The 16,331-nt window shown below is 57.2% G+C and carries 15 protein-coding genes; 9 read left to right on the forward strand and 6 right to left on the reverse strand.

What is annotated here, in order from left to right:
- Position 1 precedes the first annotated feature (1 nt).
- The 5 genes from AAFN83_RS08930 to ku form a co-directional block, all read right to left on the reverse strand.
- Entirely contained in the window at positions 2-1,474 is a 1,473-nt protein-coding gene (locus AAFN83_RS08930; protein ID WP_347768644.1) for a GerAB/ArcD/ProY family transporter, read from the reverse strand.
- Entirely contained in the window at positions 1,474-1,719 is a 246-nt protein-coding gene (locus AAFN83_RS08935; RefSeq protein ID WP_347768645.1) for a hypothetical protein, read from the reverse strand. Before AAFN83_RS08935 ends, AAFN83_RS08930 begins: the two co-directional genes overlap by 1 nt.
- Complete coding sequence (locus AAFN83_RS08940) at positions 1,716-2,879, reverse strand: Ger(x)C family spore germination protein (protein ID WP_347768646.1); 1,164 nt, start codon at positions 2,877-2,879, stop codon at positions 1,716-1,718. Before AAFN83_RS08940 ends, AAFN83_RS08935 begins: the two co-directional genes overlap by 4 nt.
- The gene (locus AAFN83_RS08945; RefSeq protein ID WP_347768647.1) at positions 2,863-4,617 is read right to left on the reverse strand and encodes a spore germination protein; all 1,755 of its coding nucleotides are present in this window, start codon (positions 4,615-4,617) and stop codon (positions 2,863-2,865) included. Before AAFN83_RS08945 ends, AAFN83_RS08940 begins: the two co-directional genes overlap by 17 nt.
- Positions 4,618-4,760: 143 nt before the next feature.
- Positions 4,761-5,654 (reverse strand): non-homologous end joining protein Ku, encoded by an 894-nt coding sequence (ku, locus tag AAFN83_RS08950; RefSeq protein ID WP_347768648.1) that lies wholly within the window; start codon positions 5,652-5,654, stop codon positions 4,761-4,763.
- Between the two features lie 236 nt (positions 5,655-5,890).
- Between ku and tsaE the strand changes: the two genes are divergently transcribed.
- The 4 genes from tsaE to tsaD are packed head-to-tail and all read left to right on the forward strand — an operon-like array spanning position 5,891 to position 8,835.
- Positions 5,891-6,382, forward strand: a complete 492-nt coding sequence (gene tsaE / locus AAFN83_RS08955; RefSeq protein WP_347768649.1) for a tRNA (adenosine(37)-N6)-threonylcarbamoyltransferase complex ATPase subunit type 1 TsaE — start codon at positions 5,891-5,893, stop codon at positions 6,380-6,382.
- The gene (gene tsaB / locus AAFN83_RS08960; RefSeq protein WP_347768650.1) at positions 6,375-7,289 is read left to right on the forward strand and encodes a tRNA (adenosine(37)-N6)-threonylcarbamoyltransferase complex dimerization subunit type 1 TsaB; all 915 of its coding nucleotides are present in this window, start codon (positions 6,375-6,377) and stop codon (positions 7,287-7,289) included. Before tsaE ends, tsaB begins: the two co-directional genes overlap by 8 nt.
- A 44-nt stretch (positions 7,290-7,333) precedes the next feature.
- On the forward strand, positions 7,334-7,774 hold the full coding sequence (gene rimI / locus AAFN83_RS08965) for a ribosomal protein S18-alanine N-acetyltransferase (protein ID WP_347768808.1): 441 nt from the start codon (positions 7,334-7,336) through the stop codon (positions 7,772-7,774).
- A 14-nt stretch (positions 7,775-7,788) separates the two neighbouring features.
- Positions 7,789-8,835: a tRNA (adenosine(37)-N6)-threonylcarbamoyltransferase complex transferase subunit TsaD gene (tsaD, locus tag AAFN83_RS08970; protein ID WP_347768651.1), complete on the forward strand. Its 1,047-nt coding sequence runs from the start codon at positions 7,789-7,791 to the stop codon at positions 8,833-8,835.
- Between the two features lie 494 nt (positions 8,836-9,329).
- On the opposite strand, the gene AAFN83_RS08975 is transcribed toward tsaD, so the two are convergent.
- The gene (locus AAFN83_RS08975; RefSeq protein ID WP_347768652.1) at positions 9,330-11,342 is read right to left on the reverse strand and encodes an ABC-F family ATP-binding cassette domain-containing protein; all 2,013 of its coding nucleotides are present in this window, start codon (positions 11,340-11,342) and stop codon (positions 9,330-9,332) included.
- A 163-nt stretch (positions 11,343-11,505) separates the two neighbouring features.
- Here AAFN83_RS08975 and AAFN83_RS08980 point away from each other — a divergent pair, with 163 nt between their 5' ends.
- The 5 genes from AAFN83_RS08980 (at position 11,506) to AAFN83_RS09000 (ending at position 16,288) form a co-directional block, all read left to right on the forward strand.
- A complete protein-coding gene (locus tag AAFN83_RS08980) occupies positions 11,506-12,213 on the forward strand; it encodes a 5-formyltetrahydrofolate cyclo-ligase (protein WP_347768653.1) in 708 nt (235 codons plus the stop codon).
- Between the two features lie 89 nt (positions 12,214-12,302).
- A complete protein-coding gene (locus AAFN83_RS08985; protein WP_347768654.1) occupies positions 12,303-12,803 on the forward strand; it encodes a MogA/MoaB family molybdenum cofactor biosynthesis protein in 501 nt (166 codons plus the stop codon).
- A gap of 291 nt (positions 12,804-13,094) precedes the next feature.
- Complete coding sequence (gene groES / locus AAFN83_RS08990; protein WP_347768655.1) at positions 13,095-13,376, forward strand: co-chaperone GroES; 282 nt, start codon at positions 13,095-13,097, stop codon at positions 13,374-13,376.
- Between the two features lie 77 nt (positions 13,377-13,453).
- A complete protein-coding gene (groL, locus tag AAFN83_RS08995) occupies positions 13,454-15,079 on the forward strand; it encodes a chaperonin GroEL (protein WP_347768656.1) in 1,626 nt (541 codons plus the stop codon).
- A 303-nt stretch (positions 15,080-15,382) separates the two neighbouring features.
- Positions 15,383-16,288 carry a carbohydrate kinase family protein gene (locus AAFN83_RS09000; protein WP_347768657.1) on the forward strand — a complete coding sequence of 302 codons (906 nt, stop codon included), beginning with the start codon at positions 15,383-15,385 and terminating at the stop codon, positions 16,286-16,288.
- Positions 16,289-16,331 lie beyond the last annotated feature (43 nt).

Raw genomic sequence — 16,331 nt, forward strand, 5'->3', positions numbered from 1 at the left:
ATCAGGCTCCTCCTGAATCGGAAGGAGTGGAGGGAGCGGGCTCCAACTTGGCTCGTCTGGCTTCCCTAGCCGAGGAGTATACGGCAATGAGGAGGCATAGGTGGAAGCCGATGGTACAGAAGGTTGCCGCGTCCTGGTAGTCCATCCCGAGGACAAAGCCGATGGCGACAAAGGCGAGAGCAAGCCCGATCAGCACGTTGGTGAAGCGGGTCCAGGTTCGATGGGACCAGCCCTTCATCGGGGGTTTAGTGGAAGGAGGCGGGTCATCCGTTTGTTTCTCGTGCTGTGCATGGGATTCCCTCTCCGGTCCGGCTCCCTCAGGATTTGCTGCTGTGGCTTGGACGGAACCAGGGGGTTCTGAATCGGTGATGTACTCGGACGCCATGCGCTTCTCCCGATGCTGCTTGATTAAGAATCCGGTTAACACCGTCAGGATGGCAAGCGGTTCAATCAGGATGACGAAGAACGGCAGCCCATAGTTGGCGAAAATGTTCAGGTCGATGGCTCCCCGGAAGCCGAGAAGGGAGGCCAACAGAACAAGCAGCCCAAATGGGCGATTGAAGCGGGTGTAATCACGGCTTCGGGTAATCGTGCCGATCCCGATCAGCATGGCAATAAACATGATCGCCGTGTTGATGAAGAAGACGGGAAAGTACACCGCAAGGAAGGGGAATTCCAGCCGGTCAAGGAAGTCGGTCAACAGAAGCTGCATGGCGAGCGAGTAGTTGGGATAGACCTGATGGGCGGTCATATTGGCGCCAAAAACCATGACCATCAGCACCAAAGACAACGCCATGATAAAGCTGGACACGATCACGCCAAACCGGAACGCCGACTTCATCTGCACCTTGCTGGACAGCATCTGCAGGAAGGCCCCCATGACGAAGATGTCCCCGAACCACGTGCAGCCGATAATCCCGGCCATGCCCACGTTCTGCGGGGGTTGGACGAAATAGGGATCCGCCGAGTAGAAGGAGTACTGATTGATCAGGAGGAGTGGAAGAATCAATTGGGACAGGAGGAGCAGCGGGTAGAACAGCTCATTGACCCGTGCAGAGACCTCCAGGGTGGTTGACCCGTAATAAAACAGCACGATGAAGAATAGCAGCAGCAGAATCTCCGTGGGGGTGCGCGGCAGCAGGACCACCTTCGTAAAAAAGTTAAACAGCCGGATATCCCGAAGCACGACAAACCCGATGCGCAGCAGCAGCAGAACATTAATGAAGGTACCGAAAATCCGACCGAAGATGATCTCGTGGATTTCAAACAGATTTTTCCTGGGGTAACGACGGGACAGCATCACCATGTAGGCTGCCATCAGCAAGCCGTACAGGAGCATGAAGATCACGGAAAAGGCTGCATCCGCCCCGCTCAGCTCGATCAGAACGTGGGGAAGGTTGATGAGGGAGGCGGTGGACAGCAGGGAAATGACGAGAAAGGCGAATTGCCGCTCGCTGATCACGGTTTTTTGCATTAGGCAAGCATCTCCTTTATCCACTCGTACAGGGTTAATCCGATGGGATCGATGAAGGGGCGGGTCGGCATGCCGACTTTGACTCCTGCCATCCATAGCCCGAACAGGAGCAGGGTTAGGGCACTGATCGAGAGGGATACCACGACGGAGGTTTCCCGTTTTTGCCGGTTGAGGAACCGAATATCGGATGCGATGCTGATGAACAGGATGCAGAGGAACAGGATGACGAAGAGGGAGTTTTTCATTTGACGTCCTTCTCCTCCTTGGCCAGGTTGTCGGAGATTAGCCCTGTGTGCGAAACATGGGACTCGACACGAACGATCAGCTCGGCTTCCTTCAACCCCTTGTCCCGCCAGTCCGCTTCCAGCCTCTCCTTCCAAATGCGCGGGTATTTTCGAAATAGCCGGCTTCCAAGAGCTACGGAATCTGTTCCGTCCTTCTGCATCTGCTCAAAGCACTTTTGCATGTCCCGCTCGATGGCTTTGCCGATCTCCTTCTTGACCAGCTGAACATTGTGAAGGTCGTTGAAGTCGAGCTCCCCAAAGTCCTCCAAGATGAAAAAGGTGTTGTTTACGGTTGCATGAAAGGTCACCTTGTTATTCGAGCCGATGGTGGGTCGAATCCGCGTGCTTCCTTCAAAGATATAAACCGTTAGGAATTGGCCGCTCGGAAGCGCGACGGTCATCTCGTGAGGAGTAATTTGGCCGTTCAACCAGTGGATCCCGTTCATGGCTCCGTCTTGATAGATCCCGATCATCTTATCTTCGCGAAATTGGGCATACCCCAGCAGTTGAATCTGGTTTTTCCCGTTCTCCTTCGTTTCCATCGTGCCCATGTAGATGACAATCGGATCGCGCCCGTTCAGGCTGAGGGCTTGCGCGACATTTTTCATGTTGTTGACGGTTCGGCCCCTCCCTCGGACGATCTCCCGAAGCGCTTCCCAGCTGAACTCGTCTACGGGCGTTTTGCCCTTGAGCAGCTCGCTGGCTTTGCCTTTGGCGATGACCAGGATGCCGTTCAGGCGGTTTTCGGGAACGCGGGAGAAATTATCGAAGAGCGGGCGAATGCCTTTTTTGGCAAGCTCCTCTCCGATGATCATGACGCGGCGGTGCGAGCTGGAGACACGTCGAGACATCCGCGTCGACTGGAGCTGAGTGGCATTGCGCATGGTGGCGGCCTCGGTCGAGACGACTACATAAGGATCGCCGGCCCCTGCATTTTTCCCCAGCTTGGCCGGGATGGGAACCTCGACGGTCACGATCATCCGGTTATCCGGTGCTGCATCCACCGCGGTTGCCAGAGTAAACGCCATGTCGTTTAGTTCCGTTCGATCCCAGCAACCCGGCAGAAGAAGCAGGGCGAGTAGGGAGGCGGAGAGCCTCCAGAGTTTATTCGGCTTCGCCACGTGTTAGGGCCTCCCTTCCTTCTTCTCGTGCGCCGTCCTTCTTCTCCTTCTCCTCGGGGTTTGCTGAGTCCGTTGCCTCCGACCTTCCAGAGGATGTTGACTCTGTTTTCGACGACCCCGTGGTAGCTGATTCTGCGGATTCTTCTTTCGTTTCACCTTCCGTAGAGCTGCCGTTCGTTCCTTTGTTTTCCCTTATATCCTGTTTAACTTCCGGGCTGCGGCGCACCGGGTCTTGCGGATGGAGGTAGCTTGGACGGTTGACCGAAGCCCAATGAGGCATGCGGATGAGGGTCATCTTCTCATCTCCCAGCGAAGCAGGCGCAAGCGGAGACAAGTAAGGGATTCCAAACGAGCGAAGGTTCGCCATATGCCCGATGAGCAGCATCCCGCCGAGCATGATCCCATAGAACCCCAAGATGGAGGCAAGGATGATGAGGGGGAACCGTAGCAGGCGCAAGGCAACCGCTCCGTTATATTGAGGCAGGGTGAAAGAAGCGATCCCGGTGATCGAGACGACGATAACGACAGGAGCGGATACGATGCCCGCCTCCACAGCTGCCTGCCCGATGATGAGGGCCCCCAGGATGCTGAGAGCGGAGCCGATCTGTTTGGGCAAGCGGATTCCGGCCTCTCGCAGCGCCTCGAAGATGATCTCCATAATGAGCACCTCAATCACTGCGGGAAAAGGAATGAGCTCCCGTGCAGCGCAGACGCTGAGCAGAAGGCTGGTTGGAATCATCTCGGGATGGAATGTCGTCGCGGCAACGAACCAGGCAGGGACGAATAGCGAGAGAACGAGAAACGCATAGCGGAGCCACCGGAGAAAGGTGGAGAATTGGAAGCGTTCGTAATGATCCTCAACGGTCAAGAGGAAGTTAATGAACACCGTGGGAACGACCATAACCATCGGCGTCCCGTCGACAAGGATAGCAATTCTTCCGTTCATCAAGGCAGCAGCCACAGCATCCGGTCGTTCTGAGATTTGCACCTGGGGAAAAGGAGAGTACGTGCTGTCCTGGATGTATTCTTCCAACTGCCCTGTCTCAAAAATGGCATCCACGTCGATGCGTTCCAGGCGGGCGAGCACCTCTGTCACCAACGGAGGATCGACGATACCCTCCACGTAGGCAACCGCTACGTTGGTGCGGGACTGCCGCCCGAGCTGCAGAGGCTTCATCTTCAAGTTCGGCGTTTTGATCCGTCGGCGGATAAGGGAGGTGTTCGTGCGAATGCCTTCGATGAATCCTTCCTGCGGCCCGCGCACGATCTCTTCCGTGGAGGGCTTGCTGATCGAGCGCATGTTGGGGCCGCGGAGCTCCAGGAGCAGCGCCTGGTCGTTGCCTTCCAGCAAGAGAGCGGTGTCCCCGCTGAGGACGCCCTCGAGCATGTCCTCGTAGGTGGAGACCAGCTTGACCTGGGAGGCGGGAATGACCCGCTCCATCAGGGTTTTGAGATCGTCGGGCTCCTCCTGCCAATAGGTCATAAGCATCTCCAGGCTGCGTTGAACGAGCGTGGAGTTGACGAGTCCGTCGACCAGAACGGCTAATGCTTTCAGCTCGGGATCGGCTTCAAAGGGACGAAGCACGACATCCGAGCAATCCTTAAACAGTGCTCGGAGATAGGCTTCGTTTTCATCAAGGGAGCGGGAGACGGCAACCTCCTTCAGGTCGTGGAGGTTGGAATAGTGAAGCGGGCCCAGAGAGTCCGGGGCCGCCTTTGCCTTAGCCTGGTTGCGCATGCGGGTCACCTGCCTGTTATCCGGAGCCTTACAGCCCCTGTCGAGTCCTGGAGCGAATCTTTCGAGTGAATAGCCTAGGTACGCTCTACTTGGAGTGTTTGCGTCCCATGGAAAAACTATGTATGGAAGGGGGGAGGAGGAAGCTAGCTCCCGGTCCTCTTCCTCCCTCGTCCGCGGGGCGTTGTCGGCTCCGGAGGTTCTCCCGACGCCTTTTTGGCTCCGCGGGTTGTCTTTGCTGCTTGCCGAGAGGCGGGTTTTTCCGCTGCGGCGGGCTTTGCTGCATCCAGGCTCGCCTGAAGAGCGGCCATGAGGTCGATGACGTTGGCGCGCTCCGGCTGCGGAGCGGCGTGCACCTCTTGGCCTGCGATCTTCTGCTGGATCGCCTGCATGACGGATTCTCGGTACGTGTCCTTGTATTTCTCTGGCTCAAACGCCGAAGAGAGCTGCTCGATCAGGAGCTTGGCCATGGTCAGCTCCTTCTCGTTCACCTGGCCAGCTTCGGGCAGGTTGGGCACCTGCAGCACCGCGCGGATCTCATCGGGATAGAAGATCGTTTCCATCGCCAGGCAGCGGTCGATCACCCGAATGGCTGCGAGGCTGCTCTTGGAGCGGAGGGTAACGGTGGCGATGCCGATTTTCCCCGTATCCTGGATGGCTTTGAGCAGAAGGCTGTATGCTCCCGCTCCGGTGTCTCCCGGGCCAAGGTAGTAGGTCTTCTGAAAGTACACCGGGTCAATCTCGGTCAGATCGACGAAATCGAGAATTTTGATCTCTCGGTTGGCTTCTCCGCCGAGCGCATCCAGCTCGTCCTTCTCAAAGAGAACGAACCGCCCGGGCTCGTATTCATAGCCGCGGGCAATCTCCTCCCAGCCCACCTCCTTCTCGCACGTGGGACAGGAGCGGACATATTGAAGAGGGGTGGAGCAGACTTTGTGAAGGTAGCGCATCGAGATATCGCGATCTTCGGTCGCGGCGTACATGCGCACCGGTACGTGAACAAGCCCGAAGCTGACGGCGCCTTTCCAGATCGTATGCATGCGGATTCCTCCTAAAGCGTGGTTTGGCAGAACGATGACGAATGTCCGCTGCCGGGGCCTATGCCTTTGACCCGGAGGGAGACTCGCTTGGAACTCTCCCCCAGTTTGCCCCGAGCGCTTCGTTTGCACTCGCGCCGGCTTCAAGTCTCTTAGGAGACGAAGGGGACTGCTTCTTGATAGCGGAAGGGAGCAGGGATATAATAAAGTGCATTGATTCCCCCTAAAGGAGCTGGAGCATGAACGGGAAACGCACTTATGGATACCGGTCTCACAGCTTGCAGGATACGGCCCTTCTTGCCCAGGAGCTGGCAGATCGGCTGGGGCCTGGAGCGGTGATCGGTCTGGACGGCGACCTCGGGGCGGGCAAGACGGCTTTCTCGCAGGCACTTGGGGCCGCGCTCGGCGTAGAGGAGCTGGTGAACAGCCCGACCTTCACCATTATCAAAGAGTACGAGGGCAGGAGCCTGCCCTTCTATCATATGGATGTCTATCGGCTGTCCCTGGACGAAGCGTCGGAGCTGGGTCTGGATGATTACTTTCATGGCGAAGGCGTGACGCTCGTCGAGTGGGCGCAGCTGATCGAGGAACTGCTCCCGGAGGAAGCCTTAAGGGTCCATATCGCGTACGCAGGTCCGCAGGAGCGTGTATTCCGACTTTCTCCTGATGGAGCGCGTTACACGGCATGGTGCGAGGATCTGAAGAAGAACGGAGTTTTGCATGATGAGTGAGTCACTAGAGCTGCAACAAGGCAGCGAACAAGCGGGGGAGCTGCTGCTGGCCCTCGATACATCGAGCGCGTCCATGACGGCTGCGCTTTTGAAAGGGCGAGAGCTTGTTGCCGAGCGCCTGCTGCATGCCGAGCGGAACCATTCCATTCGGCTGTTGCCGCTGATCGAAGAGATGCTTCACACCGCAGGAGCGAAGCCGGCGGATTTGGGAGCACTGGCGACAGGCGTCGGTCCCGGCTCCTACACCGGCGTGCGAATCGGCGTGACGGTGGCGAAGACGATGGCATGGGCGCAACAGTTGCCCGTTGCGGGGATATCCAGCCTGGCGACCCTTGCGCTCGGCGCGTTGCTGCCGGAGGGGGAGGAGGCCCCACTTGTCTCCGCCGTTGATGCGAGGAAGGGGCTCATCTGGGTGGTTCCGCTGTTTGGGGCCAGAAGGGGACAGGCGTACACGGCTCTCTTCCAGATCGGCGAAGAGGGAATCCCAATGGAGGGTATCTATCCCGGAGCGAATGCTCCGGTTGCCTATGCTTCGGCCTGGGAATCGGGCCTGGGCTGGCAGATGAGCCGCACTCAGGCCGACAGCATCCGCCTCGCGGCGGATTGGCTGGAACAACTTGCATCCTGGGAAGAGGAGAAGGAGCCGCCGGAGCGCCCATCGCAGGTTGTATTTGTGGGAGAGACTGCTGAGTTCCTTCCACTTCTTGAGGAGTACGCCGAACGAAGGGGAGGCTCCACGCTCATCCGGGAAGGCCATTTGCGCGGTTATGCGACAGGGCTGCTCGCCGTGCCGATGCTCGAGGCTAAGGCAACAGAGGACCCGCATCTCCTGCTGCCGAACTATACGCAATTGTCAGAGGCGGAGGCGAAGCTGCTCGCTCGCCGAAGAGAGGGGGCGAGCTCGTGATCGAACGACGGAATGTGGAAGGCCTGCCCCTGCATTTTCGGAGGATGAAGCTGGATGACATCGATGCGATCTGTGCAATCGAGAAGGAAGCTTTCACGACCCCCTGGTCGGCGGGGGCCTTCTATAACGAGCTGACCAATAATCATTTCGCTCACTATATGGTGATGGATGCCGGGCTCACGGTAGCCGGCTATGCCGGCATGTGGCTCATCATGGATGAAGCCCACATCACCAACATTGCCGTGAAGAAAGAATTTCGCGGCATGAAGCTGGGCGAACGCCTCATGAGCGAGCTGATGAAGACGGCCAGCTTCATGGGCGCCTCCCGCATCACGCTGGAGGTCCGCGTAACCAATGAAATTGCCCAGAACCTGTACCGCAAGATGGGCTTTGAAGCGGCCGGGGTTCGCAAGGGCTACTATACCGATAACCAGGAGGATGCTCTTATCATGTGGGCGAACCTGGAGCCGTATGTGGGCAAATGAAGGAGAATGCAAGCATGAACCGTACAACCCGAGATGGCAAGTCTCCGTGCTACATCCTCGCGGTAGAAACCAGCTGTGACGATACGTCGGCGGCCGTCATTCAGGACGGCCGGACGATTCTGTCCAATGTCGTGTCGAGTCAGATTGAAACCCACCAGCAATTTGGCGGGGTCGTTCCCGAGGTAGCTTCCCGCAAGCACGTGGAATCGATCACCGTCATGATCGAGGCGGCCGTTCGCGAGTCCGGCGTGGCGATGACCGACTTGTCGGCCATCGCCGTCACGCAGGGACCGGGCCTTGTCGGCTCGCTGCTCGTCGGACTGGTAGCGGCCAAGGCGCTCAGCTACTCGCTGCAGGTGCCGCTCCTCTCCGTGCACCACATCGCCGGGCACATCTACGCGAACGCGCTCGTTCACGAGCTGGAGTACCCGGCGATGGCGCTTGTCGTCTCCGGCGGGCATACCGAGCTCGTGCTCGTGGAAGCGCCGGGCCGCTTCCGCATCATCGGGCGCACCCGGGATGACGCCGTGGGCGAAGCGTACGACAAGGTCGCCCGCGCCCTCGGCATGCCTTATCCGGGCGGTCCGCATGTCGACCGCATGGCGCACGAGGCGAAGACCGCGCTGCCGCTGCCGCGCGCCTGGCTGGAGCCGGATTCGTACGACTTCAGCTTCAGCGGGCTGAAGTCGGCCGTCCTCGCGGCGATCAACCAGGCGAAGATGAAGAACCTGCCGCTCGACCCGGCGGAGGTCGCGCGCGGCTTTCAAGAATCCGTCAGCGAGGTGCTGACGGAGAAGGCCCTCCGCGCCGTGAAGGCATACGGCGCGAAGCAGCTCCTGCTCGCGGGCGGCGTCGCGGCCAACCGCGGCTTGCGCGAGAGCCTCGCGCCGCGCTGCGAGGCCGCGGGCATCCCGCTGCTCGCGCCGCCGATTGGCCTCTGCACGGACAATGCCGCGATGATCGGGGCGGCGGCCTTCCTCAAGTGGGAGGAGGGGCAGTTTGCCCCCCTCGACTTGAAGGCCGAACCGCTGCTCTCCCTCGAGGGCTGGTCCGTGCAGTAAGCTTGCGCCGTAAAACCGAAGACTCCACCCTCACGCGTTGTGAGGTGTGGAGTCTTCTTTGCCTGTCTAAAGTTGCCTGCCTGCGTTACTTGGTTGGTCAAGGAGCGGCTTTCCCATTTCCCAAGCTGGCTTTACGGGAAGGAAGCCGGCCAGGCTTTTATTGGGTCTGTGCATAGGGTCTGTACACGCGGGATGTGGACAAAGTTATCCACATCATCTGTGAATAGTGGGGATAACTTGCAGAATGTCAGATGGGGCGCGGGGTTTGGATGTTGATAAAATTTGCGGCACATTCTCCACATTTCCAATGAAGGTGTTGTGGATATCGGGGATAATTCGGAGGATAAGTTAAAAAAGCTTTACCGAACGGGGACTGAAGGCTAGACGGGCTTGTGGGCAACTCTGTGAATAAAGCCAACCGCCTCTTATCCACATGTGAATAAGAGGCGGTTGGCTTCTGTAAAGGAATCGATAGATGGATCAATAGAGATTCGCTACGACAACAACTCTTCCCACTCCGAGTAGATCGGCTCCAGCTCCTTGCGCCGAGCGTCGATCGCCTCGTTCTTTTCCTGCACGAGCATGTAGTCGTTGTACACGTTCGGCTGGGTGAGCTCTTCCTCCAGCCCGGCGATCTCCCCCTCGAGGCGGGCAATCTCCTTCTCGAGCTGCTCGACGCGCCGCTGCCGGCTGCGTTCTTCCCGGCGGGCTTGCTTATCCGCCTCATAGTCTCCGGTGCGGCCGGGTTGCCCGGAGCCGGCTGCGGCAGGAGCCGCACGATCCGGCTCCCGGGCGGCCGGCGCCTCGGCCGTGCCCCGTCCGCCTGCAAAGGCGCCGGGACTCTTCGCCGCACCTTTGCGCTCTTCGGCCAGCTCTCCTTCGAACTCGGCCAGCTCGCGTTTTTTCTCCAGGTAGTCATCATAGTTGCCCAGGTAATTATCGGCGCCATTCGGATGAAGCTCCAGAATGCGTTCGGCCATCTTGTTCAGGAAGTATCGGTCATGGGAAATAAACAGGAGCGTTCCTTCGTAGTCCATGAGGGAAGCTTCCAGTACTTCCTTGCTGTACAGGTCCAGATGGTTGGTCGGTTCGTCGAGAATGAGGACGTTGGCGTTTTGCAGCATCAACTTGGCCAGGGAGACGCGGGCCTTTTCGCCGCCGCTGAGGGCAGCGACCTTCTTGAAGACATCCTCGCCGCTGAAGAGAAAGTTGCCCAGTACGGTACGAATCCGTGCTTCTTCTAAGTGAGGATAAATGCTCCACAGCTCTTCCAGCACCGTATTGGTCGGGTTGAGGTTCTTCTGTTCCTGGTCGTAATAGCCGATGCGGACATTCGTGCCCCATTCATACAAGCCCGCCTGCGCAGTCCGGTCTCCGGTCAACACCTTGAGCAGGGTGGACTTGCCGATGCCGTTCGGTCCGATCAACGCCACCGTCTCACCGCGGTTCAGGTGGAAGCTGACGTTTCGGAACAAGGGCGGGTCATTCTGGAAGGCAACGGCGAGGCGATCGGCCCGCAGGACATCTTTTCCGGACAGGATATCGACCTCGAACGAGAACGCGGCCCGCTTTAATTCCCCAAGCGGCTTATCCATCCGATCCATCTTCTCCAGCGCCTTGCGACGGCTTTGGGCGCGCTTTGTGGTGGAGGCTCGCACGATGTTCTTCTGGATAAAGTCCTCCATCCGGGCGATCTCATCCTGCTGCTTCTCATAGAGCTTCATCTGCGATTCGTATTCGGCGGCTTTGATCTCGATATATTTCGAGTAATTGCCGGTATAGCGTTTGGACGTGTGCCGTTCAATTTCATAGATGGTGCCGACGAGTGCGTCCAGGAAGTACCGGTCATGGGAAACGACGACTATGGCGCCCGGGTACCCGCGCAAGTAATCTTCCAGCCAGGTCAGCGTGTCGATGTCCAGGTGGTTGGTCGGTTCGTCGAGCAGGAGCAGATCGGGCTCGCGAAGAAGCATCTTGGCGAGAGCCAACCGTGTCTTCTGCCCCCCGCTGAGCGTGTCGATGACCGTCTCGCCTGGAAAGTCGCCGAAGCCCATTCCACTCAGGATTCCGCGAATCTTCGCTTCGATGCTGTATCCGCCTTTTTCTCGGAAATAATCGGAGCGGGCCGCATAGCGATTCAGAATATCTTCGTACCGTTTGCTGTCGTGCGGCAGATTGGGGTCAGCCATCTCTGCTTCCAAGTCGCGGAGCTCCCGCTCTACGGCAAGGAGGGGCTCGAATACCTCCAGCATTTCCTGGCGGATCGTGCTGGCCGAGTCCAGGCCGCTGTTTTGCGCCAGATAGCCGATAGTCGTTTCCTTCGCTTTGAAGATATCCCCGCTGTCATAGGACATTTCCCCGGCAATAATCTGCAAAAAGGTCGATTTTCCGGCGCCGTTCACGCCGACGAGCCCGATTTTTTCTCGTTCGTTGACGAGCATCGTTATATGGGAAAGGACGGGACGAACCCCGTAGCTTTTGCTGATGTTGACCGCTTGAAGCAGCATGATGCACCAAATCCTCCACATCTACTCATATATTGGGTGTAAATCTAGTTTACCTGAAACCCGTCAAAAGCAGAAGCGCCCCTTCGATTTGAATCAAAAAATCCGAAAACGTGACGGGTTTCGCAGAATGGGTCCACTCCGTGATTGCGGGGGCGGCTTTTTTATGCTTGTCTGCATATGGTACAATAGAGTCACCCGAACGGGCAAATCGCTCGGTACGGAAAGGAAAGGCTGGAGCCCGATGCAGACGGATCTGAGAGAGGCGAAGAAATCGCTGCGGGAGCAAGTGTTAAAGCTTCGCTCGGCATGTTCCGAGGAAGAGCGAAAGGAACGATCTGCTCGATTGGTTGCTCAGTTGAAGAAGGAGTTTTCCAGGAGATGGACCGAGTGGTCCCTGCCGGATCATGCTCCGGCTCCGGTGCTCATCTACTTTCCGTTTGGAACGGAGGCGGATCTCCTGCCTGCGATTGAGTGGCTGTGGAAGGAAGGAATTCCAACCGCCGCGCCGCGCACTCTGCGGGACCCGCGTCAGCTGGTCTGGTACCGGGTGGGAAGCCTCGATGATGTCGAGCCCGGCACATGGGGGATTCTTGAGCCCAAGCGCTCCTGCGAGAAAGTGCCTGAGGAAGAGCTGCAGCGAACGCCGCTTGTCCTCCTGCCGGGAGTGGCCTTTGATTCTCATGGGGGCCGGCTCGGCTATGGGGCCGGGTATTATGACCGCTTTCTCGATCGCATGGCAGCGCCTGACCTTACAGAACGGCTTGTTGCGGCGGCTTACGAGCTTCAGGTGCGGCCGGAGGTACCAACGGAGAGGCACGATGTTCGCATCGGCACCTTGGTGACCGAGAGCCGTACGCTTCGATTTTGCTGATGCGGCTTGGAGCAGGTCCCCGATATGATCTTCAACAACCTTGTACATAGAAATAGAAGCTTGCTGAATGGAGAAAGCGAGGAGAGAACATGAGCTGGAAGGTAGGCATCCTGACGGCCAGCGACAAAGGCTCGCGCGGAGAGCGCGAGGACACGAGCGCCCAGGTGATCCGCGAGATCGTGGAGGAGGAGCTGGGCGGGGAGATCGTGGAGCATCGCGTCGTTCCGGACGAGAAGAACGAAATCATTGCATCCTTAATCGAGCTGTCCGATTATTACCGGGCGAATCTGATTTTGACCACGGGCGGGATCGGCATGGCGGAGCGAGACGTCACCCCGGAGGCGACGCGGGAGGTGACCGACCGGCTCGTTCCGGGCATTCCGGAGGTGATGCGGTACCGGGCGATGCAGCGGACTCCCTATGCGATGCTGTCGCGATCGGTGGCCGGGGTACGCGGCCAGTCGCTCATCATCAACCTGCCAGCTGACCCGAAGGGGGTTCATGAGAGCCTGGCAGCGATTCTGGATGTGCTTCCGCATGCATTACGCATCTTAACGGGACATTCGGCACCGTTTAACGAGTATTTCTAAATGGAGCATGTTCAGGCGTTTTCAGGAGGAAGCGGGATTCCACGAGCTTCGCATGAATCGCGCCCCTATAGCGGTTTTTGACGAAATGCGGCCCTTGCGGCCGCTTTTTTGTGTACCGTTGTCGTTTAAGAAATTGACGGGACTTAGAACGGGGACGAAATTCATTTTTTGCGGGCGAGCCACTTGCATTGAGAATCCAAAACCCGTATTATAGATAGTGTTGTTAGCACTAAGCATGCTTGAGTGCTAATACATCATCCGTTACATAAAATCAAAGGAGGCCGTTTTTCCATGATCAAACCTTTGGGCGATCGCGTAATTATCGAAGCTGTGGCGAAGGAGGAAACGACGAAGAGCGGAATCGTGTTGCCGGATACGGCGAAAGAAAAGCCGCAAGAAGGCAAAGTCGTTGCCGTCGGCAGCGGAGCCCTCAAGGACGGTGAACGGATCGCGCTGGAAGTGAAGGAAGGCGATCGCGTGATCTTCTCGAAGTATGCGGGAACCGAAGTGAAATTCGAAGGCCGCGAGCTGCTGATCATGCGCGAAAGCGATATTCTTGCCGTCCTCGAATAGTCCGAACTCGATTTCGAACCGATCGGCGCTTGACGCCGCACCATAAAAACCAATAGTAACCGGGAGGTATATTCGTCATGGCAAAAGACATTCAATTCGGCGAAGACGCGCGCCGCGGAATGCTGCGCGGGGTTGACGCTCTGGCTAACGCAGTGAAGGTAACCTTGGGTCCGAAGGGCCGCAACGTGGTCCTCGAGAAGAAATTTGGAAGCCCGCTCATCACGAATGACGGCGTAACCATCGCCAAGGAAATTGAACTGGAAGACGCCTTCGAGAACATGGGCGCTCAACTGGTTAAAGAAGTTGCAACCAAAACCAACGATGTAGCCGGTGACGGCACGACGACCGCTACCGTTCTTGCTCAAGCGATGATTCGCGAAGGCCTGAAGAACGTGACGGCCGGCGCTAACCCGATGGTCATTCGCCGCGGGATCGAAAAGGCGGTTAAGGCTGCTGTGGAAGAGCTCGCCCGTATCGCGAAGCCGATCGAAGGCAAGAAATCCATCGCACAAGTTGCATCCATCTCGGCTGCTGACGAAGAGCTCGGTCAACTGATCGCGGAAGCGATGGAGAAGGTCGGCAACGACGGCGTCGTAACTGTAGAAGAATCCAAGGGCTTCACCACGGAGCTGGAAGTCGTGGAAGGGATGCAATTCGACCGCGGCTACATCTCTCCGTACATGATCACCGACACGGACAAGATGGAAGCCGTTCTGGACGATCCGTTCATCCTGATCACCGACAAGAAGATCTCCAACATTCAAGAGATCCTGCCGATTCTGGAAAAGGTCGTTCAACAAGGCCGACCGCTGATCATCATCGCAGAAGACGTAGAAGGCGAAGCGCAAGCGACGCTGATCGTCAATAAGCTGCGCGGAACGTTCACCTGCGTAGCCGTGAAGGCTCCGGGCTTCGGCGACCGCCGCAAAGCGATGCTGCAAGACATCGCCGCTCTGACCGGCGCTCAAGTGATCACCGAAGAGCTGGGTCTTGACCTGAAGAGCACGACGATCGACCAACTCGGCCGTGCCCGTCAAGTTCGCGTCACCAAGGAAAACACCATCATCGTCGATGGCAATGGCGACAAGAAGGACATCGGCGCTCGCATCTCCCAAATCAAAGCCCAACTCGAAGAAACCACTTCCGAGTTCGATAAAGAAAAGCTCCAAGAGCGCCTTGCTAAGCTCGCCGGCGGCGTAGCCGTCATCAAGGTCGGCGCTGCTACCGAAACCGAGCTGAAGGAACGCAAGCTCCGCATTGAAGACGCCCTGAACTCCACCCGCGCTGCGGTTGAAGAAGGCATCGTCTCCGGCGGTGGCACGGCTCTCGTCAACGTTTACGGCGCAGTTGCTGCCGTTGAAGCAACGGGCGACGAGAAGACCGGTGTGAACATCGTGCTTCGCGCTCTGGAAGAGCCGATCCGCACCATCGCTACGAACGCCGGCCAAGAAGGCTCTGTCGTGGTTCAACGCCTGAAGAGCGAAGAAGTGGGCATCGGCTACAACGCCGCTACCGACGAATGGGTAAACATGTTCAACGCCGGTATTGTTGACCCGGCCAAGGTTACCCGCTCCGCGCTGCAAAACGCGGCTTCCGTTGCGGCTATGTTCCTGACCACGGAAGCGGTCATCGCCGACAAGCCGGAAAAAGATAAGCCTGCTATGCCGGATATGGGCGGCATGGGCATGGGCGGCATGATGTAAGCTAGGCTGAAAAGTCTGAGGCATCAAGGGTTCTCCTTGAGAATCGCTGCACATCATAAAATAGAAAGAGACTTCTCACTTGCTGAGAGGTCTCTTTCTATTTAGGGCTCCAACCTCATTGAATTCCTTCTTTAAGTCTGCAAGCAGCAACCTTTTTCCCATCCGAGTCATCTTATTAATAGTGGGCTTGGAGACCGAACTCACTTCTTGTTCCCGTTGCTCTGTTGCGATAAATGGAGTAGAGATCCAGGTGGGGGTTGTCATCGCGATGAAAATGATAAATCCGATTGAGGGGGGATAAGGATGCAAAAGCATGATGTTTATCTGTATGGCATGACGCTGGTCACGACCATGCACTTGCTAAAAGGCGATTTTCCGGAAGCAGATGAGTACCGCGAGATCCGGGAGAGCCACGTTTTCCCCGGGGGTGAAACCGGGAGCTGCTCGATCGTATTGGCATCACTGGGATGCTCTGTCAAGGTGGACGGGAACCATCAGGGGAGGAAGACGACGGAGTTGCTGCAAAAGCATCTCGTTGAACGATTCGAGGTGGATATGACACGGGTTTATGATGATCCGACGTTCGACGGCGTAGAGGATATGGTGATCATCGCCGGGCATACAAGAAACGGCTTTGGTGCATTTGGCGCTTACTATTCCGACTCCGTAAAAAGGTGGAATGCACCGGTTAGAGAAGATATCGCGAATGCGGATGTCGTGGGACTTGACCCCTTTTTTATGGAGCAATCCGAACTCGTCGCTCGAATCTGTCATGAGCTTAGGAAGAAATACGTGACCATCGATTGCCGCCCCGAAACCGTTATGCACCAGTACTGCGAGGTAAATATTGTATCAGGCGAGTTTCTGAGAAGGACATACCCCGATCAAAATGTGGACGATCTGTTCAAAACGTATACGGACAGTACGGACGGGCTTGTGATCTTCACCTTCGGTTCAAGAGAAATCATGTACGGCCGAAAAAACGAACCCATCCGCCGCATCACGCCCTACAAGGTAAAGGTGGAAAGCACGCTGGGAGCAGGGGACAGCTTCAAGGCCGGAGCTATATACGGTGTTTTCAAGAAAATGCCTGATGAAGAGATTGTGAAATTCGCGGCAGCGACGGCAGCGACGGTGTGCAGCCGCTTTCCGCTTGCCTTGAATCCTCCTACCTTAAATAGGATAGCCGAGGTCATGAACCAGGCTTGATTTGCCGCTCTTCGTATTGCTTAATGTCATATTGTGACATAGA

Source organism: Gorillibacterium sp. CAU 1737, assembly GCF_039888655.1.
GTDB lineage: Bacteria > Bacillota > Bacilli > Paenibacillales > NBRC-103111 > Gorillibacterium.

Coding starts and splice junctions, on each gene's coding strand:
- AAFN83_RS08930 (WP_347768644.1), bottom strand. CDS start 1,474: ATGCAAAAAACCGTGATCAGCGAGCGGCAATTCGCCTTTCTCGTCATT.
- AAFN83_RS08935 (WP_347768645.1), bottom strand. CDS start 1,719: ATGAAAAACTCCCTCTTCGTCATCCTGTTCCTCTGCATCCTGTTCATC.
- AAFN83_RS08945 (WP_347768647.1), bottom strand. CDS start 4,617: ATGCGCAACCAGGCTAAGGCAAAGGCGGCCCCGGACTCTCTGGGCCCG.
- ku (WP_347768648.1), bottom strand. CDS start 5,654: ATGCATACGATCTGGAAAGGCGCCGTCAGCTTCGGGCTTGTTCACGTA.
- tsaE (WP_347768649.1), top strand. CDS start 5,891: ATGAACGGGAAACGCACTTATGGATACCGGTCTCACAGCTTGCAGGAT.
- tsaB (WP_347768650.1), top strand. CDS start 6,375: ATGAGTGAGTCACTAGAGCTGCAACAAGGCAGCGAACAAGCGGGGGAG.
- rimI (WP_347768808.1), top strand. CDS start 7,334: ATGAAGCTGGATGACATCGATGCGATCTGTGCAATCGAGAAGGAAGCT.
- tsaD (WP_347768651.1), top strand. CDS start 7,789: ATGAACCGTACAACCCGAGATGGCAAGTCTCCGTGCTACATCCTCGCG.
- AAFN83_RS08975 (WP_347768652.1), bottom strand. CDS start 11,342: ATGCTGCTTCAAGCGGTCAACATCAGCAAAAGCTACGGGGTTCGTCCC.
- AAFN83_RS08980 (WP_347768653.1), top strand. CDS start 11,506: ATGCTTGTCTGCATATGGTACAATAGAGTCACCCGAACGGGCAAATCG.
- AAFN83_RS08985 (WP_347768654.1), top strand. CDS start 12,303: ATGAGCTGGAAGGTAGGCATCCTGACGGCCAGCGACAAAGGCTCGCGC.
- groES (WP_347768655.1), top strand. CDS start 13,095: ATGATCAAACCTTTGGGCGATCGCGTAATTATCGAAGCTGTGGCGAAG.
- groL (WP_347768656.1), top strand. CDS start 13,454: ATGGCAAAAGACATTCAATTCGGCGAAGACGCGCGCCGCGGAATGCTG.
- AAFN83_RS09000 (WP_347768657.1), top strand. CDS start 15,383: ATGCAAAAGCATGATGTTTATCTGTATGGCATGACGCTGGTCACGACC.